Consider the following 26,528-nt stretch of genomic DNA (forward strand, 5'->3'; position numbering starts at 1 on the left):
CTAGATGGTTCTGTGAAGTTACTTTCGGTATATGCGTGTTGTCTCACATCTCCGTATTTCAGTCGACGGTGTTGTATCGGAAGATTCGTTCAGTTAGCGTCGTCGGCCGGTTTTTGTTCGTCGGTGTCGACCCACTGAGCGCGACGGGCCGCAGCGGTCCCGCTCTTGTGCGGCGACCGTGTGCGAGGGGGGATCTTCGTGGTCCGCGTCAGTGCGTCACGTCTGCTGTCTGTGTTGCTGGCGATGGTGATGATCGTCGGCTTGATGTCGGTACGGCCGCAGGATGCGGCTGTGGCGGCGGCTGCTCCAGGAGAACGTCCGGAGCAGGCGATGGGCAGTGCGGATGGGCAGCCGCATCATGTCTCGTCGGATGAGACCGCGATTGGCGAGGACGCCGTGCTGGGTAGCCAGAAGGGTGGCCCGCCGGCGAAGAGGGGAAACGCACCGGATCGGCCCTCACGGCAACCCGAGGTTGTAAAGCCCAAGCGCCGGGCGACAACGTACGCGACGGACCGCGACGAGGCGTCGCGCAAGGTCGAGGGTTTCAACGCGAAGACCAGCCGCGAGCTCCCGGAGCGAGGTGGACCACGCAAGCAGGTTTTTGAGAACGCCGATGGGACGGTCACCGTTCGTCACTTCAACGGTCGGCAGATGTTCCACGACCCGGGCCGCGGTTGGCGGCGGGTGGACCCGACTCTGGTGGAACGGCGGCAGGGCCGGGGTTGGCGGCCGCGTGTTGACTCGCACGCGAAGCGGTTCGCACGGTCGGCGAGCGCGCGCACGCTGGTCTCGGTGGAGCTGGGGGACGACCAGTCGTTCGGATTCGGCGTCGAGGGCGCACGTGGGTCCGTCGGATCGGTTGACGGCGACACGGTGACCTATCCGAAGGTGCGGCCCGAGTCGGACCTCGTGCTGCAGGCGACCCCGGTCGGTGTGAAGGAAACTATCGTTCTGCACTCGGCGGATGCGCCGACGGAGTGGTCGTTTCCGCTCACCTTGGACGGCTTGACCGCGCGGGTGAATGACGCGGGCGCGGTGGAGCTGGTCAACGCCGATGGTGGCGTCGCGGCGGTAATCCCGCCGGGGTTCATGGAGGACTCGAACGTCAACCCGCGCTCCGGTGATGGTGCGCGATCGCATGATGTGTCGTACCGGCTTTCGGAGGAGCCCAGTGGTCGGCAGGTGCTGCATGTGTCTGCTGATGAGGAGTGGCTGCGGGCTCCCGAGCGGGAGTACCCGGTGAAGGTTGACCCGTCGGTGCAGAAGGACTCAAACGGATCGACCTATGTGCTCTCGCCTTACACGAACGACTATTCCGGTGAGTCGGTTCTGAAGGTGGGCACCTACAACGGTGGGGGCAATAAGGCGAAGGCGTTCCTGAAGTTCAACCGCGTGTCTTCGGATCTTGCTGACATGAAGATCCTGGATGTGCGCCTGGGGTTGTACAACGTCTGGTCGTATTCCTGTAACGCGCGGCGGGTGAAGGTGCACCCGGTGAACAAGGCGTGGTCGGTGAGCGGCAACAAGTCGTATCCGGGCCCGTCGGTGGGATCGCGAGTAGGTAGGAAGAAATTCGCCCATGGGTACGCGAACGGTTGTGACCCGAAGTGGGAGGTGATCAACCTCGGCGCCAACGGTGTCGACCTGGTGCAGGGGTGGGTGCGTGGTAAAGCGAACCACGGCCTTCGGCTCTCGGCGTCCAATACGGACTCGTACGGGTGGAAAAAGTTCGCCAGCGCGAACACGGTGAACGCGCCCTATTTGGACATTACGTACTTGTGGCATTGGGCGGAGTACAGCGTCGGCGACATGATCAAGGCGCCGACGGCGTCCGAAAACGGCACAATGCGGGTGACCGTCAAGAACGACGGTAAGAGCACCTGGGGGCCGAACAACAAGTTCGATCTCGGCTACAAACTGTGGGACACGGTCACCGGTGACAAGCTTGGCAAGAAATACAAGCTGCGCACCGACATGACGAAGAAGGTCACGACCGGGCAGAGCATCACGCTGGACGCCAAGATCAAGGCGTTGCCGCCAGGCAAGTACAAGCTGCGCTGGGACATGGTGAAAACCGGCTCGTTCTGGTTCTCGAGCAAAGGGATTCCGTGGTCGTACGCGGTGCACTTCGAAATTCCGAACCAGAAGCCACATGTGACGTCGATGAATCCGCTCAGCGGACACGTGTCAGATACGTTGCGTCCGACGTTGCGGTTGACGGGCACCGATCCGGACAACTGGCCGGGCAACGGGTTGAAGTACCAGTTCAAGGTCTGCGACTCGGATGGCGCTGAGTGCACGAAGTCCGCGGTGAGCACGTCGAAGCGCTGGCGGGTGCCTGATGAGCTCTTGGAATGGTCGGAGACGTACCTGTGGTACGGGCGGGTGTCGGACACCGAGACCTGGGGCCCGTGGACACGGCCCGCCAAGCTCATCACGAAGGTGCCGCAGCCGGCGATCACCAGCCATCTCGGCGGAAAGTCCGGTGGTGGGGTCGATCCGGGTGTTGGGAACTTCACCAGGTCGGCGACCGACGCGACCCTGGGGGTCGTGGGTCCCGACTTGTCGGTGACACGGACCTACAACAGCCTGGATCCGCGAGGTGATCTCGCCTTCGGATCAGGGTGGTCCACGCGATGGGATACCCGGTTGGTAGCCGACGATGACGAGTCCGGCAACGTCGTCATCACCTATCCGAACGGGCAGCAGGCCCGATTCGGACTCAATCCCGACGGTAGCTACGCCGCTCCTGACGGACAGAAAGCGACGCTCGTCGCGAAAGACACCGGCGGCTGGACGTTGCGCACGGTCGGCAACACCCGGTACGAGTTCAACGGTCAGGGTCGTCTGGTCACGATCACCGACGCGCACGGTCGCGCCCAGGAACTTGCCTACGACGCGGGCGGTCAGCTCACCAAGGCAACAGATACCGCGTCCGGGCGTTCGCTGACTTTCGCCTGGAGCGGCGGACACGTAACCAAGGTAACGACCGGTTCATCGCCGGCGTTGTCGTGGACGTACAGCTACTCGGGTGACCGGCTGACGGAGGTCTGTAACCCCGAGAGCGAGTGCACCAGCTACTCGTGGACAGCCGGGAACGGCTACCGGTCCACGGTGACCGATTCGAATCCCGCCGGCTATTGGCGACTGTCCGATGCGGACACTGGCGCGGTTGCCAGTGAGGTTCCTGGGCTGGGCACCGATCTGTCTGGTACCGCGAACAACGTGGTCGATGCCCCTGGTGGCCCGATCGGTGGGAATGGTGTGCCCGCGGCCGGTTTGGACGGCACGTCGAGCTACGTGAAGTTCGATGACAGCCCGTTGATGGACAAGCGGTACCGGTCGGTGGAGCTGTGGTTCAAGACCACGACCACCGAGGGCGGGGTGTTGGTCAACACCTCGCGGTTCCAACCGGGCGAGACGGGCGCGCACGGCTCGATGCCTGTGCTGTATGTCGGCACCGACGGCAAGCTGTACGGGCATTTCTGGAACGGCAACGACGCGGGCATCGTCACGTCGGCAGCGGTGAACGATGGCGCGTGGCATCACGTGGTGCTGTCGCAGGCCGATGGCGCGCAGTCGCTGTTCCTCGACGGCAATCTGGCAGGCACTCAGAACGCCGATGCGCGGGGCAGATTCCCCCACATGTATCTGGGCGCTGGGGTGGTCAGCACACGTGACTGGCCCGCGCGTCCCGTCGATGACTGGGGCCACTTCGACGGCAGCATCGCCGAAGCGGCCATCTACAACCGGCCGGTCAGCCATATCGAGGCCGCTGAGCACTACCACGCGCGCATGCCGGTCGACTGGCTGACCACAGTCACCGAGCCCGGATCGGTGACCGCCGCGGACCTGGTCTACGACCGGGCGAGCGAACGGGTGCGTGACTACACCGACGCCGACGGCGCCACGTGGACCTATGGCGAGCCCACGGTGAGCGAGTCGGTGGACGCTGATGGCAACACGATCTGGCGCACCAAGGTCGCCGTCACCGATCCCATCGGCAAGGACACCACCTACGCCTACGACCCGGCACGGGCCGGTCGCTTGGTGTCGGTTACGAATCCGGCGGATCGCGGCGGGGGCAGTGTTACGTACGAGTACGACGAACACGGCTTCCTCTACACAGTCACCGATCCCAACGGATATCCGACCGAGCTGCGGCACGACGAACGCGGAAATCTGATCTCGCGCACCAAACAGCATGGCAACGTGCCGGAGTTCACCGAGTACTGGGAGTACTACCTCAATCCGGATGATCCGCTGGATCCACGCAATGATCAGGTGACCTACCACCGCAACGCTCGCTCGAAGTCGGCCACCGACGACACGTACCTGACCCGGTACATCCACAATGAGTACGGACAGGTGGAGGAGATCCAGGCACCGGGCTCGACCGGTGGGCTTGAGCGCGTCACCACTCGCACCTATACCGACGGCACCGAAACCGCGGTCGGGGGCGGCACCATGCCTCCGGGTCTGTTGCGGCAAGTTACTAAGCCGGACGGCGGCACGATCGACTACGCCTATACCGCTTCCGGCGACGTGGCATGGAAAACCGACCCAGCCGGTCACCGGATCGACTACACATACGACGGTATCGGTCGTAAGACAAGCGAAACCGAGGCTGCCTCTGACGGGGCAGGCGCAGCGAAGACGACCTATACCTACGATGGCGCGTCGCGGGTAGTCGAGAAACGCAGCCCGGTCGTCACCAACGTGGTCACTGGCGATGAGCAGCGGCGTCGCGTCGTCAACGACTACAACGCCAACGGTTGGCTGGTATCGACAACAGTCTCAGACGCCAAGAAGACCGGCTCGGAACGCACCACGACCTACGACTACGATGAGCGGGGTCGGCGAACGACGGTCACCGACCCTGAAGGCGGCGTTGAGTCGGTCACGTATACCAATCTCGGCGACGTCGCGACAAGGACCGAGGCCGACGGTACGAAGTTCACGTATTCCTACGTGCCGACCCACACGGGCTGGCAGCGTGCCGAAACCACCGTGCACGGCTGGAGCGGCGACGGGGGCGAGGCCCGCGATGTCGTCATTGAATCTCGCGCGTATGACCCTGCTGGCAATTTGGCACGCACGACCGATGCCATGGGCAACACGCTGGAGTACCGGTATTACCAGGACAATCGCCACGCGGGCACGTTCCTGAAGGACTACCAGGATCCGGATACAGGAGAGACCCGTGACCTGGAGTTGGAGTGGCTCGGCTACCACGGCACCGGCGAGCTGTTCTGGACGCGTCGTGGGGACCTGAATCGGACCGAGTGGCGATTCCGCGACCCAGCCGGTCGCGTGACCACGATCAGCGATCGCTCCGGCATGCGGGACGTGCTTCGCAAGGAGAAACGTGCCTACGACGACACCAACAACCCGGTGCGGATCAGCCAGCACAAGCCGGACAACACTCAGGTGTCGCGAACGGACTTCGAGTATGACGCGCTGGGTCGCGAGACCCGGCGGGTGGAGCACCTGAGCTCGACGAAGACCGCCGTCACGACGACCACTCGTGACCAGCGCGGCCTGGCGACCCGTGTTGTCGGCCCACGCGGCAATGTCACTGGTGCGGACCCGAACCAGTTCGCCACCGACTTCGGCTACGACGCGCTGGGACGTCAGGTGCGGGTCACTGAACCTCCGGTCGAGGTCGAATCGGACGGCAACGCCGCCAGCACGGAGCGGCCGGTGACCAAGACCGGTTTCAACGCCTTTGGCGAGGCGACCAAGGTTGTCGACGCCAGCGGGAATACCACCACGACGGCGTTCGACAAGTTGGGTCGTCGTGTGTCGCGGACCTTGCCGGACTACACGCCGCCGGGCGTGTCTGAGCCGATCGTGGCGACCACCGGCTGGGAGTACGACGCCGCAGGCCAGGTCACCAAGCGGATCGACCCCGCGGGGAATGCGACGACGTTCGCCTACGACAAGCTCGGCAACCTGCGCCGGAAGGTCGATCCCCCGGTTGGGACCGATGAGTCGGGTGGTGTCACCGAGATGACCTACACGCCGACCGGTCTGCCGTTGTCGGTGACCGACCCCACCGGTGCGCGCACCGAAGCGACGTACGACCAACTCGGCCGGAAGGTGACGTCGACCGTTGTCGAGCGGACGCCGTCGTTGCGGAACCTGACGACCGAGTACCGCTACGACCCACTGGGCAACGTCACGTCCACGACGTCGCCGTCCGGGTTGACGACCACCGTCGCCTACGACGCGTTGTCGAACCCGATCGAAGTGACCGACCCGGCAGGGGTCACGACGACCTCGACCTATGACGTGCGCGGCAACGTGCTGCGGGTTGAGCGCCCGCAGAGTGCCGTGCAGCGGTTCGGCTATGACATGGCTGGTCGGCAGGTTTCCTCGTGGGAGGAGGACGGCACCGGCACGAAACTGCGGGAACGCAGTGTCGCCTACGACCGTGTCGGCAACGTGACCGCGGCCACCGATGCCACCGGCGCGACCACGAACTACACGTTCGATGCGCGCGATCAGCTCAGGGCGATCACGCGCCCGGTGTCGGACACTAAGTCGATCACCACCCGCTACGGCTACGACGTGGCAGGCAACATCACCCGGGCCACGGACGGCAACGGCAACAAGACCGTGTTCACCGCCAACGCCTGGGGTCTGCCGGAATCGACCATCGAACCGGCGACCACACAGCATCCCGACGCTGCCGATCGCACCTACACCGTCAGCTACAACGCACGCGGGTTGATGACGTCGCTGACCAAACCCGGTGGCGTGACGATCAGCAACTCGTATGACGCGCTGGGGCGGTTGGTCACGCAGACCGGTGCTGGTGCCGAGGTGGCGACGCCGGACCGGGCGTTCTCCTACGACCTCGCTGGCCGGATGATCCGAGCGTCGGCGCCGGGTGGGGACAACGTCTTTACCTACAACGACCGGGGACTGCTGGTCTCGGCCACCGGCCCCTCGGGGGACACCGACTTCACGTGGAATGCCGACGGTCAGCTCGTCAGCGCCACGACTGGTGCGGGTACGGCTGACTACAGCTACACCCAGGGTCGGTTGGCCTCCGCGGTTGATCCCGTCAGTGGGGCGACTGTCGACTACAGCTATGACGAGGCGGGACGGGTGGCCTCAGCTGGTGTCGTCGACGGAGCGAGCCGGGAGTACGGCTACGACACCCACGGACGTCTGACCTCGGATACGGTCTCGAATCCGGATGGCACGACCGCGGCGAAGGTCACCTACGGCTACGACAAGGCCGATCGGCTGACGGCGAAGACCACCACCGGGTATGCCGGGGCGAGCAACCACACCTATGGGTATGACCAGGCTGGTCGGTTGACGTCGTGGGACAACGGCAGCAACACCGTCAGTTATGGCTGGGACGATGCCGGCAATCTGGTTGACAAGGCTGGCACGACGCAGGTGTTCAACGAGCGTAACCAGCTCGTCGAGTCCGGTGGGGACCCTCGGAGCTACACCGCTCGCGGGACGTTGTCCTCGGTCACCAGCGACGGCACGACGTCGACGATGAGTTATAACGCGTTCGACGAGCTTGCCGCGGCCGATGGCGTGGATTATGCCTACGACGCGCTCAACCGGCTCGTGTCCCGTGGTGGCACCACACTGTCGTATCTCGGTACCAGCCGGGATATCACCGCCACAGGTTCGTGGGATTACAGCTACCTGCCCGGCGGGGAGCTGTTGGGTGCTGGTGATGGCACTGCCGCTGGGCTCGCGGTCACCGATCAGCACACCGACCTGATCGGACTCTACGACCCGACCACCGGTGGTCTCGGTGGGTCGCGCAGCTACGACCCATTCGGTGGTGAGACCGGCTCCGCCGGTGCTCAACCGCTGCTGGGGTATCAGCACCAGTACACCGACCCGGACACGGGGCAAGTGAACATGGGTACCCGCTGGTACGAACCCGGCACCGGAGGGTTCGCTTCCCGTGACGCCGCCGCCCTCGACCCCCGCGACGTCGGCAACGCCAACCGGTATACCTACGCCGCCAGTAGCCCACTGGTGCACACCGACCCCAACGGGAACCTGGTGATCACCGCAGGTGCCGCCATCGGGATCGGGATTGCCGCTGTCGGGGCTGCCGCGTGGACCGCATACGCTTCGAGTCCAGCCGGTCAGGAGGCGGCATCTGATCTCGAGGCGAACCTGTCGTCGGTGGCTGGCGACGTGGCCGACGGGGTGGCTGATGCGTGGGACAGCATCACGACAACCACTGTCGCGGGCACGGCGGTTGCTGCTCCTCCAAAGCCGGACTTGAGTGATTACGACGCCGCGAAGGCGTGGCTGTGGCGGTCCATGGCCGCCGCCACAGGCACAGCAGCTGCCGTCGACGCTATTTCCGGTTCTGGTGGTTCACCTGGTTCTGGAAGTGGACCCGACAACTACCTGCCGCAGTGTGGATACGCCTGTGCGGCCACGTTGGGCACCGGCGCGGGTGGTGTGGCTGCCGTGACCGTTACCACCGAACAGTTGCGTCAGCAGTATTGGAATCAGGAGGTCAACGAACGCGCCAACACCAAGGCGCCACGCCCCGATCTCAACACGACCGTCCGTAAGGCCGCTGAGAACCTTTGGAAAGCCGTCAACGACCCCGGTAACAACATCAACCTGGGCACTATCGAGGGTAGCGACGGTCAGGACGACGAGCCGTATCAGCCAGACGCGACCGAGCCAGGAGTCACCGGCCCCGGAGCGTTGCCACCCGCCCAAGGCCAACCCTACGACTCATGCGTCACCGGCGGGCACACTAGCGCCAGTGGCAGCCGATCGAGCCAAATCTGGCAATGCGGCGACGTAACCGGCGAAGATGATGGCGATGGCGTAATCTGGCCTCATGATCTGCGACGTACTGAGGCGCTCTCTGGAAACGCAAGTAGGAAGCGTGTTGATAAATTTACGAAGATGATGAAGTCTGGCCAATGGCCGGGTGGTCCCGTTCTCGTTGCTCAAGATAAAAACAGTTTATATATTGTTGATGGTCATCACCGTGTTGCGGCGGCCAAGCGAGCAAGAGTTCATGTTCCGTACAGTGTTGCGTCTCAAGAACGAGTCAATGAACTTTACCGGGACGGAATGGAACAAGTTGTACGCATGTGGGCGGAAGTTGGTCCGGACCGGATTCATAATCCTTATCGAAAGAGGCCAGGCTATCGATGAACCTCGACTCGACGGGAGAAGTGAAAGAATTTTTGCGCGCATTGCGCTCCGTACGTTTGGTCGTGCTTGAGGAGATTCCGGATATCCATGGGCACCTCCCATCGATGAGGTGGATGTATCTCTCTAAGGTTCTGGCGAAATCGGGTTCTGTGGGAGGGCGTATTGATTACAACATGCATGGAATCGGCTGCTGGTTTATTGACGAGAGCGGTGCTTTGATCGATGTTGACTTTGATTATTCATTCGATGAGAGGGGTGTGGAGATATTCGATTGCTGGAAGATTAGAGATTACTCTGAGAGTCTTGGTTATGAAGTATCTTCCAGTCCTGAAGAAATAGTTAGCGCGTGTAGATCGCTTGTTTCTCGTGGATGGGTAATTGAGATACGTAATGGGTGGTTTTCTCCGGTCTGGAAAAAGTTCGATACCGACAGGGATGTCTGCGCATAGCGCAGAAGCGTTGGATTCTCGGGTGATTGCGATGCGGCGAATGCGCGGCTGTGGCAGTCCATAGCCACTACCGCAGGCAAACCTCTGGAACGACCTCGCGGTGGAATCGTGATACGGGACACCGCGGTATCGGGCGACGACGATGGATCAACAATTGCTGCTTGCCGCTCTGCGGGTTTCGGTGGCGGACCACGTTTCGGCTTTTGCGCGAGAAGGGATCGCCGCGAAGCTTGACGATTCTCACGCTGTGGAGCCGACTTTGCTTGTCGGTCGCCTTTAATGGAGCGGAGCGCCTCGGCCAGTTGACGGTATGGACCACTGGTGAGGCCGAGTCTGAACGCGTGGAGGTCGTCACTGGCCTGGTTCACCACGAGCACCACAACTGGGCGTTGCTCGTGGATCTGGATCGGCTACTTGATGTTCTGCTTCGCTGGCAGTGGGCGGAGCTTGGGGGCGAAGCGTGAATCGGGCGTCTGCGAACTCGGCCTGCTACAAGTGAGGGAGGATCTGCGTGCGTGCTGTGAAGCTGAGCAAGGTCGTGTCGCATGCGCTGCGTCATGCGCCGTGGCTTTATGAGCTGGAGCTCGATGGCGAGGGATGGGCGTCGGTTGACCAGTTGGTGGATGCGCTGCGTGCCAAGGGCGGGGCGTGGGAGACGGTGGACCGCGAGGCGCTGGCCGTCATGATTGAGTCGTCTGCCAAACAGCGTTTCGAACTTGCCGGTGACCGCATTCGCGCCCGGTATGGCCATTCGCTACCTGGGCGGATCGAGCGGCAGGTGGCCGAGCCTCCGGAGTTTCTTTATCACGGCACCGCCCCCGAGACGTGGGAGGCGATCCGCGTCGAGGGGCTCCAGCCCATACGTCGTCAGTACGTGCACTTGTCCATCGACAAGGAGACCGCTGTGGCGGTTGGCAAGCGCAAGAGCACGTCACCCGTCCTTCTCAGCGTTGCCGCATCCGAGGCGGCGGCCGACGGCGTCGAGTTCCACGTCGGTAACGAGGCAACCTGGCTCGCACTACAGATTCCAGCCACATTCATCCGGCGGTGTGCGTCGTAGCGAGTAGGCGCGCCACCGCGTATCCATGGCGAGTTGTATGGAATTCAGCTTGATCCCTCGTCCAGCATTCCAGCACGGCGGACTGTACTTATCATCCCTGTGACCGATGCGATGCGTCGCAATTGAGCGGAGGGCGTCGATTACCCTCGTCTACTGACTCTGGAGGGGTGTAGTGGAGGACGACGCGGTAGTTGCGGCGATCCCGGAGGCTCCGGGACCCCGTACCGACCGGCCTGGCGCGGAGGACCCGCATGCGCGAGTGGTGATCAGATTCGTCTATCGAGGTTTATGGCGGGGTGTCGGCGGATGCGCGGGGATGTGTGCGCTCGCTGGCATCGTGGCATTCTTCGGCCGGGAGACACTGGCGGCGATTACGCTGTTCATCGGGCTCGCCTTGGCGCTGCTGTTCTTCCGCCAGTTGACGTTACTTCGCGCCGTTGACAAGGCCATCGCGGCGCAGGTGTGGCGCCCGGTAATCGCGCGGCCCTTGCGGGCGACTGACTGTCGCGTTGAGGTCCGTGACGGGGCCGATCTGTACTACCTGAAGGCGGCCTGCTCGACCCATTCGTGCAGGTTCTCGCGCGTCACCCACGCGCGTGGCTGGTCGGGCCCGACTCGCGGGGCAGGGCGGCGTTACGCTTGCCAGGAATCCATTCCCCGATTCCGCTGCGAAAGGCGAAGAACGCCGACGGTTATCGCGAGGTACGGCCGCGTCAAACGAACGTCGACCCGGCCGCTCCGGCATCCGACGACGAGGTTACGATTCGCTGGGCCAAGGTGGTGCGCCGCAAAACTCGCCGATGGTTCTGTTGGCCCGCACTGCTCGCCCTCGCGGTTGCCGTCGGAGTCGTCCGTGGCGCGCCCGACCAGACCGCTGCGGATGGGCCGATCATGTCGGTAGCGATCGCGGCGGCGGCCGGTGTGCTGGTGCTGCTGATATGGGCGCTATCGCGGTGGCAGAAGGCTCGGGGTTGGGTCAGCTTGCCGAAGCTGCTCGCCGCTGGCCCCTGGCAGCGTTATCCCACCCGGCTCGCGTCTCCCTACCGTCCTGGGAGGTTCGCGTTCAGTGATGTCTCCGTCGCGGTTCAGTTCGACGGCGTGGAGCACCCGTTCACCCTGCACTACGCGTCACCGGACGTGGTGGGCTACATCGAGGACACCGGCACGATCTGGTTCGCGGGCTCACCGCATTCCGGCGGGCAGGCGATCGCTATAGGTGTTCCTGGCTACCCCATCCTCGGGCTCGCCCGCCCAGCGATGCCCGAATCCCGCTGAGGTCGCACTACCGGTAGGCCTGCTGGCCGTACCTCAACGCTCCCAGGACCGACCGGTGATGCGTTCGTAGACGTCGATGTAGCGCTGTCGTGTCGCCCGCACGATGTCGTCCGGGATCTCTGGTCCGGGTGGTGTCTTGTCCCAGCCGGTGCTGACCGACCAGTCCCGCACGAACTGCTTGTCGAACGAGTGTTGCGGGCGCCCTGGTTGCCACTGGTCGGCGGGCCAGAAACGGGAGGAGTCCGAGGTGAGGATCTCGTCGGCCAGGGTCATGGTGCCGTCGGTGTCGTAGCCGAACTCGAACTTGGTGTCGGCGATGATGATGCCGCGTGACGCGGCGTGTTCCGCGCCCCTGCGGTAGACCTCGATCGATGTGTCGCGCAGCCGCTCGGCGTCGTCCTTGCCGATCATCGCGACGACGTCGTCGAACGTGATGGGTTCGTCGTGGCCCTCGGACGCCTTCGTCGTCGGCGTGAAGATCGGCTCGGGTAGCTTGTCCGCCTCGACGAGGCCGTCCGGCAGTTCTACACCGGATACCGCGCCGGTGCGCTGGTAGTCCTTCAGCCCGGAGCCGCTGAGGTAGCCGCGCACGATGCACTCCACGCCGATCATGTCCAGCCGCTTGCACCGGACGGCCCTGCCACGGAACTCGTCGGGCACATCGGTCGTGGACAGCACGTGGTTCGGCACGACATCGGCGAGCCGGTCGAACCACCACGCCGACAGCTGCGTCAGCAGCGCGCCCTTGTCCGGGATCGGTGTCGGCAACGAGACGTCGTAGACCGAGACCCGATCGGACGCGACCAGCACCAGGTCGCCCCGGTCGGTGTAAACGTCGCGGACCTTGCCGGTGTGCACGAGCTCCATACCTGACACCCAATCACGCCGCTGTCCGGCTCGCGCGGGGAGTCCCGCTGCGCTGTGGCCTCCGCGACGCCGTGTCCCCGTAGCTGACGCCGTGTCCCCCGTTCACGACGTCATGTTCCACATTCCCGCCGCGAGTTTCTGTGACCACTTGCCGCCCTCGGTGCTCCTAGCAGGTGACAGCCCACCGAAAGGAGCCCATCATGACGACCTCGACCCGACTCGTGTTCCGTCTGGCGATGTTCGCGATCGCCGCCGTCACCCTCGCGCTCGCGTTCAGCGGGATAGCCCACGCCGCGCCTGGCGGGGATGACACCGTGAGCCCGACGCCGCACACCCACCAGCCGTTCTACACTCCGCCACCAGGCTGGGAGCCAGCCGCGCCCGAGGGTGAGCCGGAGGCGCCGAGCGAACCACCGGCGGACCCAGAGCCCGACCCGGAGACTGAAGAGCCCACGGAGCCCACGGAGCCAGCGCCGACGAAGTCCCCGGCTCCCCAGCCGGAAGAGCCGACGCTGGTCCAGCCCACGGCTGCCCCGCAGCCGACGTCCGCGCCGGAATCCCAGCCGTTCGCCACTCCGGCGGCGACGACGTCCAGCACACCGGCCGATGATGTCCCCGCTGCCAGTCAACCGGCCAACGCCGGTGCCGTGCGCGTCGCCATCGGTGCTGGTCTCGCGGCTGTCCTGCTCGGTGGAGGCTGGCTCGCGACGTCGTTGGCCCGCATGATGCGGCAGGAGCGTCACTCGTGACATGGAAGTTGCGGACAACAAGGGCACTTCGCCCTACCCTCATAACATGGAGGACGCCGAACTGGCACGACGGGCGGTTGACGGCGACCAGCGCGCGTGGACCGAGATCTACGACACCTACGCCGACCGGCTGCACGACTACTGTCACTCCATCCTGCGCGACCGTCACGACGCGGCGGACGCACTGCACGACGCGTTCGTCACCGCGGCGACCAAGATCGGTCAGCTCCGCGACCCGAGCAGGCTGCGGCCGTGGCTGTACTCCATCTGCCGGACGCAGTGCCTCGCCGCGATCCGGAAGCGCTCGCGGGAGCGGCCCAACGAGGACGTGGCGGCGATGACCCCGCCGGTGGTTGACCGGGACGAGTACGCCGACGCCGAGCTGCGGCAACTCGTCGCCGACGCCTCGCTCGGGCTGGCTGCCAAGGACAGGGCGGTGCTCGACCTGCACCTGCGGCATGGACTGGAAGGCAAGGACCTCGCCATCGCGCTCGGCGTCACCCCGCATCACGCCACTGTGTTGCTCGGCCGGGTGCGCGGGCACGTCGAACGTTCGCTCGCCGCGCTGCTCGTGGGGCGCACGGGCAGGCGCGATTGTCCCGAACTGGACGCGCTTCTTGGTGACTGGGACGGCTCGCTGTCACCGTTGATCCGCAAACGGGTCGCGCGGCACATCGACGCCTGCACGACGTGTGGCAGGCGGCGCGAACGCATGGTCAGCCCGCTCGCGCTGCTCGGCTCGCTGCCGATGATCCCCGCGCCCGACGATGTGCGGGAGCGGACGCTGGATGACATCGCGCTCGCCTCGGCACGTCGTCCGATGGGGTCCCGCGCCCCTGGTGGCACCAGGGCGCTCGGACTGGCGGCGGGGTTTGCCGCGCTGTTGCTCATCGGGGGCGCGGTTGTCGCGTTGCAGTCGCCGTCCCGGATACCGGGTGACGCCACAGGCGCTCTCGCGGGGCCGCAAACGACGTCGACGCCGCGCACCGAGGTGACGCCGGAGACGACCACCACACCGGAGGAACCTGCGCCGGTGACCGTGACGACCACCACGACCACCACGACGCCACCCGCGTCACCGCCGACGTCTGAACCCGGTGCGGGCACCGCTGCCACTCCCGCCAAAGGAAGTGACACCACGTCGCCGAGGGTGTTCGACCTGCGGACCGACCGACAGGGGATCGGACCGCGCGACAGCACTTGTGAGACCACGGTGGCCCGTGCCCGCGTCGTCGACGACGGCGCCGAGGGGGCCGGCGACTCCACCGCCGACCCCGCCGAGACGACGTCCAGTGAGCCCGTGGCCGTCGATGTCACGCTGTTCTGGCAGCATGCCGACGGCGGCGTGCACGAGGTCGCCATGGTGCTCGAGTCAGGGGACGAGTACGCCGCTGAGATCGGTCCGCCCGACGGAGGCGGGGACGTCGTCTGGTGGGTGGTGGCGAGTGACGCGGCGGGCAACACCACGCGGAGCGCGGACGAGCAGCTCGCGGTGTACACCGTCTGCCTTCGGTGATGTCGTGATGCCGGACACGACGTGAGTCGGGGCCGATAGGGTCTCCGTGTGGACATCGACGTGTTCGTCGCGCAGCATCGTGCGGAATGGGACCGCTTGCGGTACTTGGTGCGGCACGCGCGAAAGCTGCGCGGTCCGGAGGCCGACGAGCTGGTGGCGCTGTACCAGCGCACCGCGACGCACCTCTCCATCGTGCGCTCCACCGCGCCGGACCCCGCGCTGCTGAGCAAGCTGTCGTCGCTGGTCGCGCAGGGCCGCGCGGCTGTCGCTGGGTCGCACAACCCGAGCTGGCGCGAGTTCGGACTGTTCTTCTCCCGGCGGTTTCCCGCCGCGCTCTATCGCGCGCGGATGTGGTGGATTCCGGTCGCCGTGGCGTTCCTGCTGGTCAGCGGTGCCCTCGCCGCGTGGGTCGCCACCGATGTGAGCGTTCGCGGCCAACTCGCCACGCCCGAGGAGATTGAGCAACTCACCGCACCGGGCGGCCAGTTCGAGAGCTACTACTCCTCAGGGCCCGCGGCGTCGTTCGCTTTCGACGTCTGGACGAACAACGTCTGGGTCAGCGCGGGCGCGCTCACGCTTGGCGTGTTGTTAGGCATCCCGGTGATCGTGATTCTGCTTGCCAACGCCGCCAACGTCGCCGTGGCGGGCGGCATGATGGCCTCGGTCGGCAGGCTGGACATCTTCTTCGGGCTGATCACGCCGCACGGCCTGCTTGAACTGACCGCCGTGTTCGTGGCGGCGGGGCTTGGGCTCAAGCTCGGCTGGACGGTGATCGACCCCGGCACGCGCACGAGGTCCGCCGCGCTCGCGCAGGAGGGCCGCACCGTGATCGGGGTCGCGCTCGGACTTATCGTGGTGCTGCTGATCTCCGGCGTGATCGAGGCGTTCGTGACGCCGTCCGGGCTGCCGACGGCGGCGCGTGTCGGTATCGGCGTGTTCGCCGAGGTGGTGTTCCTGGCGTACGTCTTCGTGCTCGGCCGTCGCGCCGCGCGGGCGGGCGAGACCGGCGACATCGACGCGAGCCAGGTGGGCGCGAGCGCGCCCGCGACCGGCTGAGTCTTTGCCGCCGCTCGAGCCGGACCGGAGTCGACTGCCCCGTTCGGGCCGAGGTGTCGATCAACTTACCCTGCGCTGTGACCAAGAAGTGTCCGTTTTGTCGGATCTAGCTGGTCATAGTCCAGGGTAAGTAGATCAATTCGACGCGAGTCGTCACCACCGCGCGGGAACCGCGCTGACCGAAGAGATGGCGCTATGCCCGATGCATCCCAAGTGGGGATGATGTTCACATCCCAGAACTGATACCATCGTGGTATGAGTAAGCAGATCGCCATCAGGCTGCCTGACGAGTTGGTCCAGTACATCGACCAGGCTGTCGAGGAGGGTCGTGCGCCAAGTCGCGCTGCCCTGGTGGCTCAAGCCGTCGGTTGTGACCGGCGTCGGCGTCGTGCCGAGCGGGATGCGGAAATCCTTGCCGCTGCGGGCGCGGACCGGGATCTCGACGAGCTCGCTGAGTATGCGGCCAGCGTGCCGATGGACGACCTCGACTGATGCGGCCGATCCACATCGCGCAACTGGACAAGGCGCGCCCCGTCCTCGTCCTCACCCGCGAGGCAGTGCGACCGTACTTAACGCGCGTGACGGTCGCGCCCATAACCAGCACGATCAGAGGTTTGTCGACCGAGGTGCCAGTTGACGGCGACAATGGCCTCGACCACAGCAGCGTGGTCAGCTGCGACAACATCGTTACCGTGCCGACGTCGGCGCTGGGGCGCCATGTCGGGTACCTGCTTGCCCACCAAGAGGGCGAACTCGCCGCAGCTATTCAGGCCGCGTTCGATCTCTCCTGACGGACGACGGCGCAGCGGCAGCGCCAACAGCCAGTGTCGTGCCCCTACAGCCTCCCCTCGGACTTCAGCGCCAGGTACCGATCCGCCAGCGCGGGCGGCAGGTGCTCCGGCGTCGCGTCGACGACGCTCACGCCGTGCCTGGCCAGCAGCGCCGTCGCGTGTCGCCGCTCGGCCGTGGTGCGCTCCGCGGCGGCCGCCTCGTACACCGCCTGCGCGTCGCCGCGACCCGCCGCCATCGAGGCCACGCGCGGGTCCGCGATCCCCGCGACCAACAGCTCGTGCCGTGCGGTCAACGACGACAGCACCGGCAGCAGTCCGTGCTCGATCGGCGCGGCGTCCAGCCCGGTCAGCAGCACCACCAAGCTCCGCTGCCGTATTCGGCGCAGTACTTCCGCGACCATCCCGCGCGCGTCCAGCTCGACCAACTCTGGTTCCACCGGCGCCATCGCGTTGACCAGCGGCGGCAGTAGGTCCGCCGACGACGTCCCGGACACCGCCGCCTTCACCCGCCGGTCATACGCCACCAGGTCCACCCGGTCCCCGGCGTGCGACGCGATCGTGGCCAGCAGCAGGGCCGCGTCCATCGCCGCGTCCAGCCGAGGGACGTCCCCGACGCGCCCCGCCGAGGTCCGGGACGTGTCCAGCACGATCAGGATGCGGCGGTCCCGCTCCGGCCGCCATGTGCGCACCATGACGTCCGCCGCGCGTGCCGACGCCCGCCAGTCGATCGACCGGACGTCGTCGCCGACGACGTACTCCCGCAGCGAGTCGAACTCCGTGCCCTGCCCGCGGATCAGCACGGACTGCCTGCCATCCAGTTGCTGCAACCGCGCCAACCGCGACGGCAGATGTTTCCGGCTCTCGAACGGCGGCAACGCCCGCACCGCCCACGGCACCTCGTGCGAGCACTGCCGCGCCGCGAGCCCCAGCGGCCCGACCGACCGCACCGTCACCCGCGACGCCTGCCGGTCGCCCCGCCGCGTCGGGTGCAACGTCGTCGTCACCTGACCTCGCTGGCCAGCCTTGACGTCGATGCGATGCCGGTCGGCCACCGCGCCCGCGCTCGGCTGCCATGCGTCCCTGAGCACACCTCGCACTCGACGTCCGGGGTTCTCGATCCGCAGCACGACGTTCGCCTGCTCGCCAAGTCGCACCGACGTCGCCCCGGCGCGCGAGAATCGCAACGCGCGCGGACTACCCGCGAGCACCACGTCAACCGCCACGGCGAGCAGCAGCACGGCCACGACCACCCCGATGCCTGACGTCGACGGCGCGGCGACACCGACGACGACCGCGCCGATCGCCGCCAGCAGCGGGGTCCTTCCGGTGAGCGCCATCGTCAGCGGGGGACGGGCACCGCGGCCAGCACCCGGTCGAGCACACCGTCGGCGGTCGCGCCTTCCAGCGACGCCTCCGGCCGTAGCTCGATGCGGTGTCGCAGTGTGGGACGCGAGACGGTCTTGACGTCGTCCGGTGTCACGTAGTCCTTTCCGGACAGCCACGCCCACGCCCGCGACGCCGCCATCAGCGCCGTCGCGCCGCGGGGCGACACCCCGAGCCGCACCGCGCCCGCCGAGCGGGTCGCACGGCAGATGTCCACGATGTAGCTGATGACGTGCTGGTCCAGCGTGACGCCCGCGACGGCTGCCCTGGCCGCGGCGAGCTGTTCGGCGCTGGCGACCGGCCGCACTCCCGCCGCGTCCAGGTCACGCGGGTCGAACCCGGCCGCATGGCGGGACAGCACGCCGATCTCGTCGTCTCGCGAGGGCAGTGGCATGGTCAGCTTGACGAGGAACCGGTCCAGCTGCGCCTCAGGCAACGGGTAGGTGCCCTCGTACTCGACTGGGTTCTGCGTCGCGATGACCACGAAGGGGTCCGGCAGCATCCTTGGCTTGCCGTCAACCGACACCTGCCGTTCCTCCATAGCCTCAAGTAGTGAGGACTGCGTCTTCGGCGGGGTGCGGTTGATCTCGTCGGCCAGCAGCAGGTTGGTGAACACCGGCCCCTGCTTGAAGGAGAACTCCGCGCTGCGGGCGTCGTAGACCAGTGATCCGGTGACATCGCCCGGCATCAGGTCCGGTGTGAACTGGATGCGGCCGGAGTCGAGGTCGAGTGCCTTCGCCAGCGCGCGGACCAGCAGCGTTTTCGCCACGCCCGGGACGCCTTCGAGCAGCACGTGCCCCCGGCACAGCAGCGCAACGATCAGCCCGGTCACCGCCGCGTCGTTGCCGACGATCGCCTTGCCGACCTCGTTGCGCAGCGCGACCAGCGCGTCGCGGGTGGTGTCCACTCTGGATGGTTCGGTCATGCCTGTCGTACCTCGTTCTCCAGCCGGTCAAGTTCTGCCGCGAGCCGCACGAGGGCCGCGTCGTCGGATGGTGCCGGACCGTACAACAGCCAGTGCACCTCGTCGGCGGACCTGCCGCCCCTGCTCGCCACCGTCACGAGCGCGTCGCGCCCCGCGTCCGCCGTGAGCCCCGCGCTCGCGGCGATCCGGTGCCGGGTCGCGTCTCGCAGCGCCTCCGCCGCGTGGTCGGCCGCGCCCACCCGCCGATACAGCCGCGCGCGGCCCTCAGTGGTCTCCGCCGCGTGCACCACGACCGGCAGCGGCTCGGTGACCACTGGCCCAAGTCGACGTGCCCGCCACATCGCGAGTAGTACGGCTGCGATGCCCAGCATGGCGATGCCGTACTGCCAGCCCCGTGGTAGCAGGGAAAGCAGCGACGCCGTGCCGTCCCGCAGCGCGGGGTCATTCGGCGACGGCACATACCAGACCAGTCGCTCCCGCTCACCGAGCAGCCGCATCGTGAGGGCGGCATTTCCTGCCTCGTCCAACGCATCGTTGGTCAGCGGCGCCGCCGTGCCGAGCAGTGTCACCGGCGTGCCGTCGTCGTCAAACCGCACCAACGACGCGCCCGCGCCCGTCGGGTAGCACAACTCGCCATTCGGTGTTCGGTAGCCGACGCCACCCATGGTCGCGTCGCCCGCCGCGTCGGCCAGTGCGCACTCCGGCGCGTGCGTCGCCTCGCCGGTGCGACCGGTGACGTCGATGTCCGGATCCACCGCGCGCGCCTGCGCCTGGTTTGGCGCGACGAGGACGAGGCTCTCGGCGATCATGCTGAGACGTCGCAGATCGGCGGGGTCCAGCGTGTTCGGGTGGGTGACGAGCACGGTCGCGTCGCCTGCTGCCCTGCTGGTGGTATCGAGCGTGTGCATCGGCCTGACGTCGACGCCGTAGTCGCCGAGCACCTGCGCCAGCGCGCGGGAACCGTTCGGCGCGGCGGAACGCGGATCCAGTGCGCCGCCCTCGCTGTGGCCGCGCATCAGGGTGACCACGATCGCCACCGCGATGATCAGCAGCAGGACCGCCAGCGGGCCACGCGCGGCCCGCCACAGCCGTCGGGTGTCCGGGCTGACCGGCGTCGCGGCCGTCATGAGGCCGTCCCTGCCAGCGCGGGCCGTCCGGTGCGCACCGCGTCGTCAGTCTCCGCCACCACGCCGTAGCCGTCTGTCGTGGCTGGCTTGCCGCCGTAGTAGACGTCGTCGAAGATGCGTGCCGCCGCGCGCAAGGCGTCGGCGCAGGCGGGGAGGGCGTCGGCGGCTTGCGCCGCGAGCTCGTCCGCGGTGCGTCCCGTTTGGACGTCCAGCACGCCGCGTTGCTCGAGTTCCCGTGCCAGCGCGCGGAACCGTGCCACGACTGCGCCGCGCAGGTCAGCCGCCGCTAGCGCCGCCGCCGCGTCCTCCCGGTGCGCGCTGGCGGGCACCGTCACGTCGCCGAGCGGAGCCTCGGCGGCGCGAGGCGACCGAGCCAGCTTGCCGGTGCGCAGCCGGATCACGACCACCACGATGAGCAGCACACCCAGCACGATCAGGAGTCCCACGACACCGCCGGGCCCGGCCTCGGCGACGGCCCCGAACAGTTCGTCCAGCCGGTCGCCGAGCCATGTGATCAGCCGCTCGAACCACGATGGCTCTGCCTCCCGGTAGAGCGGGTTGGACAGCTCGTCGCGTGCCGCCTCCCGCGCCTCGTCCCGGCCGGGTTCGACCGGGACGTCCACGGCCCCCAGCGCCACCGTCACCGCGGCGGCTGGGTGCCCGCGTTACGCGCGAGTTCGATGTCGAGTCCTTCCCGGCGCATGCGCTGGTCGGTGTAGAGCAGCGCGGTGACGGCGGCCGCGAACGGCTCGGTGATCGTCCCGGCGATGATGGCGCCGATCGTGCCGATGACGATGCCGAAGAACGTGATCTCACCAGGACTGCCGGTGAAGGCGCTTGCGCCGCCGCCCGCCAGACCGAACGGAATCTGGATGACCGACGCGATCACGGTGACCAGGATCATGGCAAGCAGCAGGATGCCGAAGACTCGCCACCACGACCGCTGCACCAGTGCGTGGGACCGCTTGATCGACTCGATCACGCCGCACCGTTCCAGCACCAGCGCGGGCGCCGCGAGCGCGAAGTACAGCACGTACAGCCAAATGGCGACGACGAACGCCGCCGGGACAAAGATGATCAACAGCGGCGGCAGTATGAACCCGACGACGGCGACGATGAGTGCGAGCCCGAGCATGGGCACGAGGGGCAGGAGCGACAACCCGATCAGCCTGCCGAGCTGTGGCTTGACCTCGGCCCACACGTCACCGAACGGAGCGGGCCTGCCGAGCACCGCCTTGCCGACGACCGTGGTCAGGAACCCGGTCAGGAACGCCCCCGCGACCAAACTGATGATTATCGCGATGCCGGCGCCGCTGAGCGACGGCCCGATAGCGTCCATGACTTCTTCGCCGGTCGCGTCGGGCGAGAGGTCGTTCGCCGTGTTCGTGATGCTCGCCTGCGTCGGGTAGCTGATGATCGTGCTGATGGTGACGACGATGGCCGCGACCCCGAGCATGACCGCCGGGTAGGAGCGCATCGTCTTCACCGCGCCGTCGATGATCTCGGTCACGCTCAGCGGCCGCAGTGGGACGACGCCGGGCTGCTGCGGCGCCTGCCAGCTCGGTGGCGGTGGCATGTTCGGCTGATGCTGCTGGTTGGGGTCATTGGGTTGGTCGGGATGGTGCCAACCGGTATCACTCATGGCGGATCCTGATGTCGTTGGTCTGTGTTGTCCAGTGTGGAGTCTATTCAGCGTGGCGGCGTGAATCGTGTGTCGCCAGGTGAGCCGGGTGTGGTGGGCTGCTGGACGTCGGGCTGTGGTGGGACGTCGGGCTGCCGCGGTGGTCTGGCGTGCGACGGCGTCGGCATACCCACCTTGGCGGCCTCGCGGTTACGGCGCTCCGCGACGACCGCGGACAAGTATGCCCAGGGCGGCACCCCCGGTGGGCACGGCGTGCCCGTGGTGTTGGCGACCTCGGTGACTAGCCGCGATCCGAGGATGGCGCGGGACTCGGGCGCGAGCGTGTGGAACCGGCCGAGGTACTGACGGATGGCGAGCGCGAGGCCGTCCGGGACGCGCGACAGGTCCAGCTGCGATGCCCACTCCGCGAGCGGAGGCGGCATCCCGATCTCGCCGACGTGCGGCTCTGGGGACCGCACGTTGATGACGACAGTGCCCGCGAGGTAGTCGCCGACGCGCTTGCCGGTCTTCGAGAACAGCGACACGATCACGGCGACGAAACCACCGAGCCCGAGCGCCCAGAAGTCGACGAAGAATCCGGCGAGGCCGCGCACCAGCGCGTGCCGGAACCTGACGGGGCCGCCGTCGTCGCGCACCACCCGCAGACCTAGGGCGAGTTTGCCGAGCGTGCGGCCCCTGGTCAGCGTCTCGCACGTGACGGGGTAGCCAACCAGGACGAAGACGGCGATCACGAAGACGATCGTCAGCAGTAAGGAAAGATCGACGTCGGCACCGGTGAACACGATCGCGTACAGCACCACGAGCACGAGGAACTGAAGGAGCGCGTCGATCGCGAACGCCAGCCCTCTGCTGGCCACCCTGGCGTGTCGCAGGTCGAGTTCGACGGCTTCTCCGGTGACGAGGTCAGACACGCGGTTCACCCTATCGCGCCGGACGGCGGTACGTCCGGTTCGTCTACGAGGTTCCTGGCGCGGTGGCCGGGGTGTTATGGCGCCGTGATGCCCGCCCGTGCCAACGCTCGGCGTAGTCGCCGCAAGCACCTGGTCCGCAGCTGCCCGACGCTGGCAGGGGTAACGCCTAGCCTCGCCGCGATATCGGCGTAGCTCATCGCCGGTGCCCGTGCGATGAGGTGGGCGAGGAGCCGATCCCGCGCGGGCAAGGTAGCGACGACGCGCCACAGCGTTCGGTCACGGTCCCGCCGGGCGACGTCCTCGCACGGGTTGTCGGCGTCCGGCGTCACCCCGGTGGTGACGTCTTCCGTTGGGCTTTCGGCCCGGTAGTGGCGCAGCACGCGCATGGCTTCGCGGACGGCGATGGTCCGCAGCCAACCCGCCGCGCGCTCTGGATGCCGTATCGCGTCGCGATGTTCGAGAAACCGGAGCCAGACCTCCTGGACGACGTCGTCGACGTCGGCGTCGCCGAGTTTGCAGCGCCGCAGCACGGTGCGGAGCCGCGGCGTGAGAGTGCTGACGAAGTCGTCCACCGACGTACCCGCGTCGGGAAGCGGAGGCGTCGAACTTCCGTCGTCGCTGCGCATGCGATCTGTGACGGAGGCAACACCCAACCGGATCCCGCGCGCGGTGCGCGTCCCACGTTCCGGTGGCTTTTGTCCGGCGTGGTCAGTGCAACTGGGCGAGGATCGTCTCCGAGATGGTGCGGAGGGCTTGGACCTGCTCCGGGGTGAGCTGGTCGAAGATCAGCCTGCGCACGGTTTCGACATGTCCCGGCGCCGCGTGTTCGATGGCGCGCCTGCCCTCTGGGGTCAGCTCGATGTAGGAGCCGCGTGCGTCCTCGTCGCACTCAACGCGGTCGATCAAGCCGCGGCGCTTCATCCGCGCGAGGTGGTGCGACAGCCGACTCTTCTCCCACAGCATTTCCTTGGCCAGTTCGAACGCGCGCACCCGGCCGTCGTCGCGGTCGGTGAGATGCACCAGGACTTCGAAGTCGGCGAGTGAGAGGTCCGATTCCGCCTGGAGTTCGCGGTTGAGCTGCGCGTTGAGCTTCGCTTGGAGCGAGACGAAGGCACGCCAGGCGCGCTGTTCGTCGTCGGAGAGCCATCGTGTCACCCCATCAGTGTAGCGGAATAGTTGACACGTCAACCATGTTGTGTAGGGTGAAGATGACACGTCAACCAATTGGAGGTTTACCATGACGACAAGCGCACCGGCTCTCACCAGCGAGGTCACCGGCACCTACGAGCTGGACCCGACTCACACCCGGATCGGTTTCGTTGCGAGGCACGCGATGGTCACCAAGGTGCGGGGAGCGTTCAACGAGTTCACCGGCACCGCCGTCATCAACGGCGATGACCCGAGCCAGTCCAGCGCGACCGTCAGCATCAAGGTCAACAGCATCGACACCCGCAACGCCGACCGCGACGCGCACCTGCGCAACAACGACTTCCTCCAGGTCGACGACTACCCGGAGATCACCTTCACCTCGACCAGCATCACCCAGACTGGTGAGAACACGTACGACGTGACGGGTGACCTCACGATCAAGGGCACCACCCAGCAGGTGACAGTGCCGTTCGAGTACCAGGGCAGTGCCAAAGACCCGTTCGGCTACGACCGCGTCGGTTTCGAGGGCGCGACGGTCATCAACCGTAAAGACTTCGGCGTCACCTGGAACGCCCCGCTGGAGACCGGTGGCGTGCTTGTGGGCGACAAGGTCACCCTCGAGTTCGAGGTTTCGGCGGTCAAGGTCAGCTGAGGCGTTGGTGCCGGGATCGACGAGAAGGGAGCACGACATGGCGATCAGGACCTCCGGGCTGCACCACGTCACCGCCATCGGTGGCGATCCGCAGCGCAACGCCGACTTCTACCTGCGCACCCTCGGGTTGCGGCTGGTGAAGACCACGGTGAACTTCGACGATCCCGGCACCTACCACCTCTATTACGGCGACGAGTCCGGCAAGCCCGGCTCGCTGCTGACGTTCTTTCCATGGCGCGACGTGCCGGGCGGGCGGCAGGGTAACGGCCAAGCCACCACGACGTCGTTCTCCGTCCCGCCCAACTCGATCGGGTGGTGGCAACAGCACCTTGCCGACGCCGGGATCGAGACGAGCCGCGTCACCAGCACGGACAACGAGGACACGCTGTCCTTCCGAGACCCGGACGGCCTGGAACTCGCGCTGGTAGCTCACCCACAAGGTGACCCCCGCGATCCGTGGGACACGCCGTTCGTTCCCGCCGAGCACGCGATACGCGGTCTGCACTCGGTGACGCTGTCCGTCGCCAAGGAGGCCGCGACCGCGTCGATGCTCGCCGACAATCTCGGCCTGACGTTCCACAGCCAGCACGGCAACCGGCTGCGGTTCGAGGCCGCGGACGGTGGGCCAGGTGCGCTGGTCGACGTCCTGGTAACCCCCGACGCGCCGGACGGCCTCGTCGCGGGCGGCACCGTGCACCACGTCGCGTGGAAGGTGCCCGACGACGCGACACAACGCGCGTGGCGGGAGGAACTCGTAGGTAAGGGTGTCCAGGTCACCGCGATCATGGACCGGCAGTACTTCCACTCGATCTACTTCCGCGAGCCGGGCGGCACGCTGCTGGAGATCGCGACCGAGGACATCGGCTTCAACATCGATGAGCCGCTGCTCGAACTCGGCCAGGCGCTCAAGCTCCCGCCGTGGCTGGAGCCAAACCGGGAACAGATCCAGGCGGCGCTGCCCAAACTGAACCTGCCTGACGAGAACAACCCCGAGGTCGCGGAAAGGCTGCGGGCATGACGGCGGCCCTGAGTCTCCGGCACTCCTACACGGAGGGCGACCCCGACGCGCCGGTACTGTTGCTGCTGCACGGCACCGGCGGGTCGCCGCAGGATCTGCTCGGTCTCGCGCGCGAGCTGGAGCCCGCCGCCGGAGTGTTGGCGCCCGCTGGCCCGGTGTCGGAGAACGGGATGGCGCGCTGGTTCCGGCGGCTCGCCGAGGGCGTGTTCGACCACGAGGACGTCGTCGTGCGCGCCAACCAACTCGCGGACTTCCTGGTCGCCGCACGGGAGAAGTACGGCTTCGGCGGGCGGCGGCTCGTCGCTGTCGGGTTCTCCAACGGCGCGAACATCGCGGTGGCCACGGTGTTGCTGCGACCGGACGCGCTGCGCGAGGTGGCGGCGTTCGCCGCGATGCGCCCGCTGCCCGACCCGCCGGAGGGTGACCTGACCGGCACGCGGGTGCTGCTGTCGAACGGCGAGCAGGACCCCATGGCGCCGCTGCCATCGACGGAACAGTTGGTCGCGGACCTGCGGGCACGCTCGGCCGAAGTGCGGATCCATCGGCATCCTGGCGGACACCAGCTGACGGTGGACGGCGTGCGGGAGGCGAAGGCCTGGCTCCGGGAGTGACACCCCCGGAAAGTTGATCACGTCTACTCGCGCTGTTGTTCGCGAAATCGGGTTAACCAGACATTTTCGCGCAAGAACGCGAGTAGGCGTGATCAACTACGTCGGGAACGGGGGACACGGCGTCGGGAACGGGGGACACGACCTCCAGGGGGCGCACGTGGGACGCTCAGGAC

At 66.7% G+C, this 26,528-nt stretch carries 22 protein-coding genes; 13 read left to right on the forward strand and 9 right to left on the reverse strand.

Annotation, left to right across the window (positions count from 1 at the left end):
* The first annotated feature begins 198 nt into the window (after positions 1-198).
* The 5 genes from ACFQGD_RS05635 to ACFQGD_RS05655 all read left to right on the forward strand — a co-directional run bounded on the left by ACFQGD_RS05635 (position 199) and on the right by ACFQGD_RS05655 (position 11,958).
* Positions 199-9,174 carry a LamG-like jellyroll fold domain-containing protein gene (locus tag ACFQGD_RS05635; RefSeq protein WP_345395911.1) on the forward strand — a complete coding sequence of 2,992 codons (8,976 nt, stop codon included), beginning with the start codon at positions 199-201 and terminating at the stop codon, positions 9,172-9,174.
* Complete coding sequence (locus ACFQGD_RS05640; RefSeq protein WP_390183635.1) at positions 9,171-9,623, forward strand: DUF6896 domain-containing protein; 453 nt, start codon at positions 9,171-9,173, stop codon at positions 9,621-9,623. Before ACFQGD_RS05635 ends, ACFQGD_RS05640 begins: the two co-directional genes overlap by 4 nt.
* A 230-nt stretch (positions 9,624-9,853) precedes the next feature.
* Positions 9,854-10,087 carry a hypothetical protein gene (locus tag ACFQGD_RS05645; protein ID WP_345395917.1) on the forward strand — a complete coding sequence of 78 codons (234 nt, stop codon included), beginning with the start codon at positions 9,854-9,856 and terminating at the stop codon, positions 10,085-10,087.
* Between the two features lie 56 nt (positions 10,088-10,143).
* The gene (locus ACFQGD_RS05650; protein WP_345395920.1) at positions 10,144-10,683 is read left to right on the forward strand and encodes an RNA 2'-phosphotransferase; all 540 of its coding nucleotides are present in this window, start codon (positions 10,144-10,146) and stop codon (positions 10,681-10,683) included.
* A 639-nt stretch (positions 10,684-11,322) separates the two neighbouring features.
* On the forward strand, positions 11,323-11,958 hold the full coding sequence (locus tag ACFQGD_RS05655) for a hypothetical protein (RefSeq protein WP_345395923.1): 636 nt from the start codon (positions 11,323-11,325) through the stop codon (positions 11,956-11,958).
* Between the two features lie 33 nt (positions 11,959-11,991).
* On the opposite strand, the gene ACFQGD_RS05660 is transcribed toward ACFQGD_RS05655, so the two are convergent.
* Complete coding sequence (locus ACFQGD_RS05660) at positions 11,992-12,825, reverse strand: phosphoribosylaminoimidazolesuccinocarboxamide synthase (protein WP_345395925.1); 834 nt, start codon at positions 12,823-12,825, stop codon at positions 11,992-11,994.
* Positions 12,826-13,025: 200 nt separating this feature from the next.
* On the opposite strand from ACFQGD_RS05660, the gene ACFQGD_RS05665 reads away from it, so the two are divergent.
* From ACFQGD_RS05665 to ACFQGD_RS05685, 5 genes are all read left to right on the forward strand, one after another.
* A complete protein-coding gene (locus ACFQGD_RS05665; RefSeq protein ID WP_345395928.1) occupies positions 13,026-13,574 on the forward strand; it encodes a hypothetical protein in 549 nt (182 codons plus the stop codon).
* Between the two features lie 46 nt (positions 13,575-13,620).
* Positions 13,621-15,090 carry a sigma-70 family RNA polymerase sigma factor gene (locus ACFQGD_RS05670; RefSeq protein WP_345395931.1) on the forward strand — a complete coding sequence of 490 codons (1,470 nt, stop codon included), beginning with the start codon at positions 13,621-13,623 and terminating at the stop codon, positions 15,088-15,090.
* Between the two features lie 48 nt (positions 15,091-15,138).
* Positions 15,139-16,146: a stage II sporulation protein M gene (locus tag ACFQGD_RS05675; RefSeq protein ID WP_345395934.1), complete on the forward strand. Its 1,008-nt coding sequence runs from the start codon at positions 15,139-15,141 to the stop codon at positions 16,144-16,146.
* Between the two features lie 255 nt (positions 16,147-16,401).
* Positions 16,402-16,638 (forward strand): ribbon-helix-helix domain-containing protein, encoded by a 237-nt coding sequence (locus ACFQGD_RS05680; protein ID WP_345395937.1) that lies wholly within the window; start codon positions 16,402-16,404, stop codon positions 16,636-16,638.
* Positions 16,638-16,937: a type II toxin-antitoxin system PemK/MazF family toxin gene (locus tag ACFQGD_RS05685; protein ID WP_345395940.1), complete on the forward strand. Its 300-nt coding sequence runs from the start codon at positions 16,638-16,640 to the stop codon at positions 16,935-16,937. Before ACFQGD_RS05680 ends, ACFQGD_RS05685 begins: the two co-directional genes overlap by 1 nt.
* Before the next feature lie 44 nt (positions 16,938-16,981).
* Here the strand turns inward: ACFQGD_RS05685 and ACFQGD_RS05690 are convergent, their stop codons facing one another.
* From ACFQGD_RS05690 to ACFQGD_RS05725, 8 genes are all read right to left on the reverse strand, one after another.
* On the reverse strand, positions 16,982-18,274 hold the full coding sequence (locus ACFQGD_RS05690) for a DUF58 domain-containing protein (RefSeq protein ID WP_345395942.1): 1,293 nt from the start codon (positions 18,272-18,274) through the stop codon (positions 16,982-16,984).
* 2 nt (positions 18,275-18,276) lie between these two features.
* A complete protein-coding gene (locus ACFQGD_RS05695) occupies positions 18,277-19,245 on the reverse strand; it encodes an AAA family ATPase (RefSeq protein WP_345395944.1) in 969 nt (322 codons plus the stop codon).
* A complete protein-coding gene (locus ACFQGD_RS05700; protein WP_345395946.1) occupies positions 19,242-20,372 on the reverse strand; it encodes a DUF4350 domain-containing protein in 1,131 nt (376 codons plus the stop codon). Before ACFQGD_RS05700 ends, ACFQGD_RS05695 begins: the two co-directional genes overlap by 4 nt.
* Positions 20,369-21,016: a DUF4129 domain-containing protein gene (locus tag ACFQGD_RS05705; RefSeq protein ID WP_345395949.1), complete on the reverse strand. Its 648-nt coding sequence runs from the start codon at positions 21,014-21,016 to the stop codon at positions 20,369-20,371. Before ACFQGD_RS05705 ends, ACFQGD_RS05700 begins: the two co-directional genes overlap by 4 nt.
* On the reverse strand, positions 21,013-22,014 hold the full coding sequence (locus ACFQGD_RS05710; RefSeq protein WP_345395952.1) for a DUF7847 domain-containing protein: 1,002 nt from the start codon (positions 22,012-22,014) through the stop codon (positions 21,013-21,015). Before ACFQGD_RS05710 ends, ACFQGD_RS05705 begins: the two co-directional genes overlap by 4 nt.
* Positions 22,015-22,061: 47 nt before the next feature.
* Positions 22,062-22,925 carry an RDD family protein gene (locus tag ACFQGD_RS05715; protein ID WP_345395955.1) on the reverse strand — a complete coding sequence of 288 codons (864 nt, stop codon included), beginning with the start codon at positions 22,923-22,925 and terminating at the stop codon, positions 22,062-22,064.
* Between the two features lie 74 nt (positions 22,926-22,999).
* On the reverse strand, positions 23,000-23,551 hold the full coding sequence (locus tag ACFQGD_RS05720) for an RNA polymerase sigma factor (protein WP_345395958.1): 552 nt from the start codon (positions 23,549-23,551) through the stop codon (positions 23,000-23,002).
* A gap of 82 nt (positions 23,552-23,633) precedes the next feature.
* Positions 23,634-24,080, reverse strand: coding sequence for a MarR family winged helix-turn-helix transcriptional regulator (locus tag ACFQGD_RS05725; protein WP_345395961.1), 447 nt, complete (start codon positions 24,078-24,080; stop codon positions 23,634-23,636).
* 82 nt (positions 24,081-24,162) lie between these two features.
* Here ACFQGD_RS05725 and ACFQGD_RS05730 point away from each other — a divergent pair, with 82 nt between their 5' ends.
* The 3 genes from ACFQGD_RS05730 to ACFQGD_RS05740 are packed head-to-tail and all read left to right on the forward strand — an operon-like array spanning position 24,163 to position 26,355.
* Positions 24,163-24,726, forward strand: a complete 564-nt coding sequence (locus ACFQGD_RS05730; protein WP_345395964.1) for a YceI family protein — start codon at positions 24,163-24,165, stop codon at positions 24,724-24,726.
* 37 nt (positions 24,727-24,763) lie between these two features.
* Positions 24,764-25,744 carry a ring-cleaving dioxygenase gene (locus ACFQGD_RS05735; RefSeq protein ID WP_345395967.1) on the forward strand — a complete coding sequence of 327 codons (981 nt, stop codon included), beginning with the start codon at positions 24,764-24,766 and terminating at the stop codon, positions 25,742-25,744.
* Positions 25,741-26,355, forward strand: coding sequence for an alpha/beta hydrolase (locus ACFQGD_RS05740; RefSeq protein ID WP_345395969.1), 615 nt, complete (start codon positions 25,741-25,743; stop codon positions 26,353-26,355). Before ACFQGD_RS05735 ends, ACFQGD_RS05740 begins: the two co-directional genes overlap by 4 nt.
* Positions 26,356-26,528 lie beyond the last annotated feature (173 nt).

It is taken from the genome of Haloechinothrix salitolerans (assembly GCF_042662605.1).
Lineage (GTDB): Bacteria > Actinomycetota > Actinomycetes > Mycobacteriales > Pseudonocardiaceae > Haloechinothrix_A > Haloechinothrix_A salitolerans.

What these genes read in the sequence shown, in the direction of transcription:
- ACFQGD_RS05665 (WP_345395928.1), top strand. Translation starts at nt 13,026, where the DNA reads ATGACGACCTCGACCCGACTCGTGTTCCGTCTGGCGATGTTCGCGATC.
- ACFQGD_RS05730 (WP_345395964.1), top strand. Translation starts at nt 24,163, where the DNA reads ATGACGACAAGCGCACCGGCTCTCACCAGCGAGGTCACCGGCACCTAC.
- ACFQGD_RS05695 (WP_345395944.1), bottom strand. Translation starts at nt 19,245, where the DNA reads ATGACCGAACCATCCAGAGTGGACACCACCCGCGACGCGCTGGTCGCG.
- ACFQGD_RS05700 (WP_345395946.1), bottom strand. Translation starts at nt 20,372, where the DNA reads ATGACGGCCGCGACGCCGGTCAGCCCGGACACCCGACGGCTGTGGCGG.
- ACFQGD_RS05640 (WP_390183635.1), top strand. Translation starts at nt 9,171, where the DNA reads ATGAACCTCGACTCGACGGGAGAAGTGAAAGAATTTTTGCGCGCATTG.
- ACFQGD_RS05690 (WP_345395942.1), bottom strand. Translation starts at nt 18,274, where the DNA reads ATGGCGCTCACCGGAAGGACCCCGCTGCTGGCGGCGATCGGCGCGGTC.
- ACFQGD_RS05720 (WP_345395958.1), bottom strand. Translation starts at nt 23,551, where the DNA reads ATGCGCAGCGACGACGGAAGTTCGACGCCTCCGCTTCCCGACGCGGGT.
- ACFQGD_RS05680 (WP_345395937.1), top strand. Translation starts at nt 16,402, where the DNA reads ATGAGTAAGCAGATCGCCATCAGGCTGCCTGACGAGTTGGTCCAGTAC.
- ACFQGD_RS05740 (WP_345395969.1), top strand. Translation starts at nt 25,741, where the DNA reads ATGACGGCGGCCCTGAGTCTCCGGCACTCCTACACGGAGGGCGACCCC.
- ACFQGD_RS05670 (WP_345395931.1), top strand. Translation starts at nt 13,621, where the DNA reads ATGGAGGACGCCGAACTGGCACGACGGGCGGTTGACGGCGACCAGCGC.
- ACFQGD_RS05685 (WP_345395940.1), top strand. Translation starts at nt 16,638, where the DNA reads ATGCGGCCGATCCACATCGCGCAACTGGACAAGGCGCGCCCCGTCCTC.
- ACFQGD_RS05735 (WP_345395967.1), top strand. Translation starts at nt 24,764, where the DNA reads ATGGCGATCAGGACCTCCGGGCTGCACCACGTCACCGCCATCGGTGGC.
- ACFQGD_RS05710 (WP_345395952.1), bottom strand. Translation starts at nt 22,014, where the DNA reads ATGAGTGATACCGGTTGGCACCATCCCGACCAACCCAATGACCCCAAC.
- ACFQGD_RS05660 (WP_345395925.1), bottom strand. Translation starts at nt 12,825, where the DNA reads ATGGAGCTCGTGCACACCGGCAAGGTCCGCGACGTTTACACCGACCGG.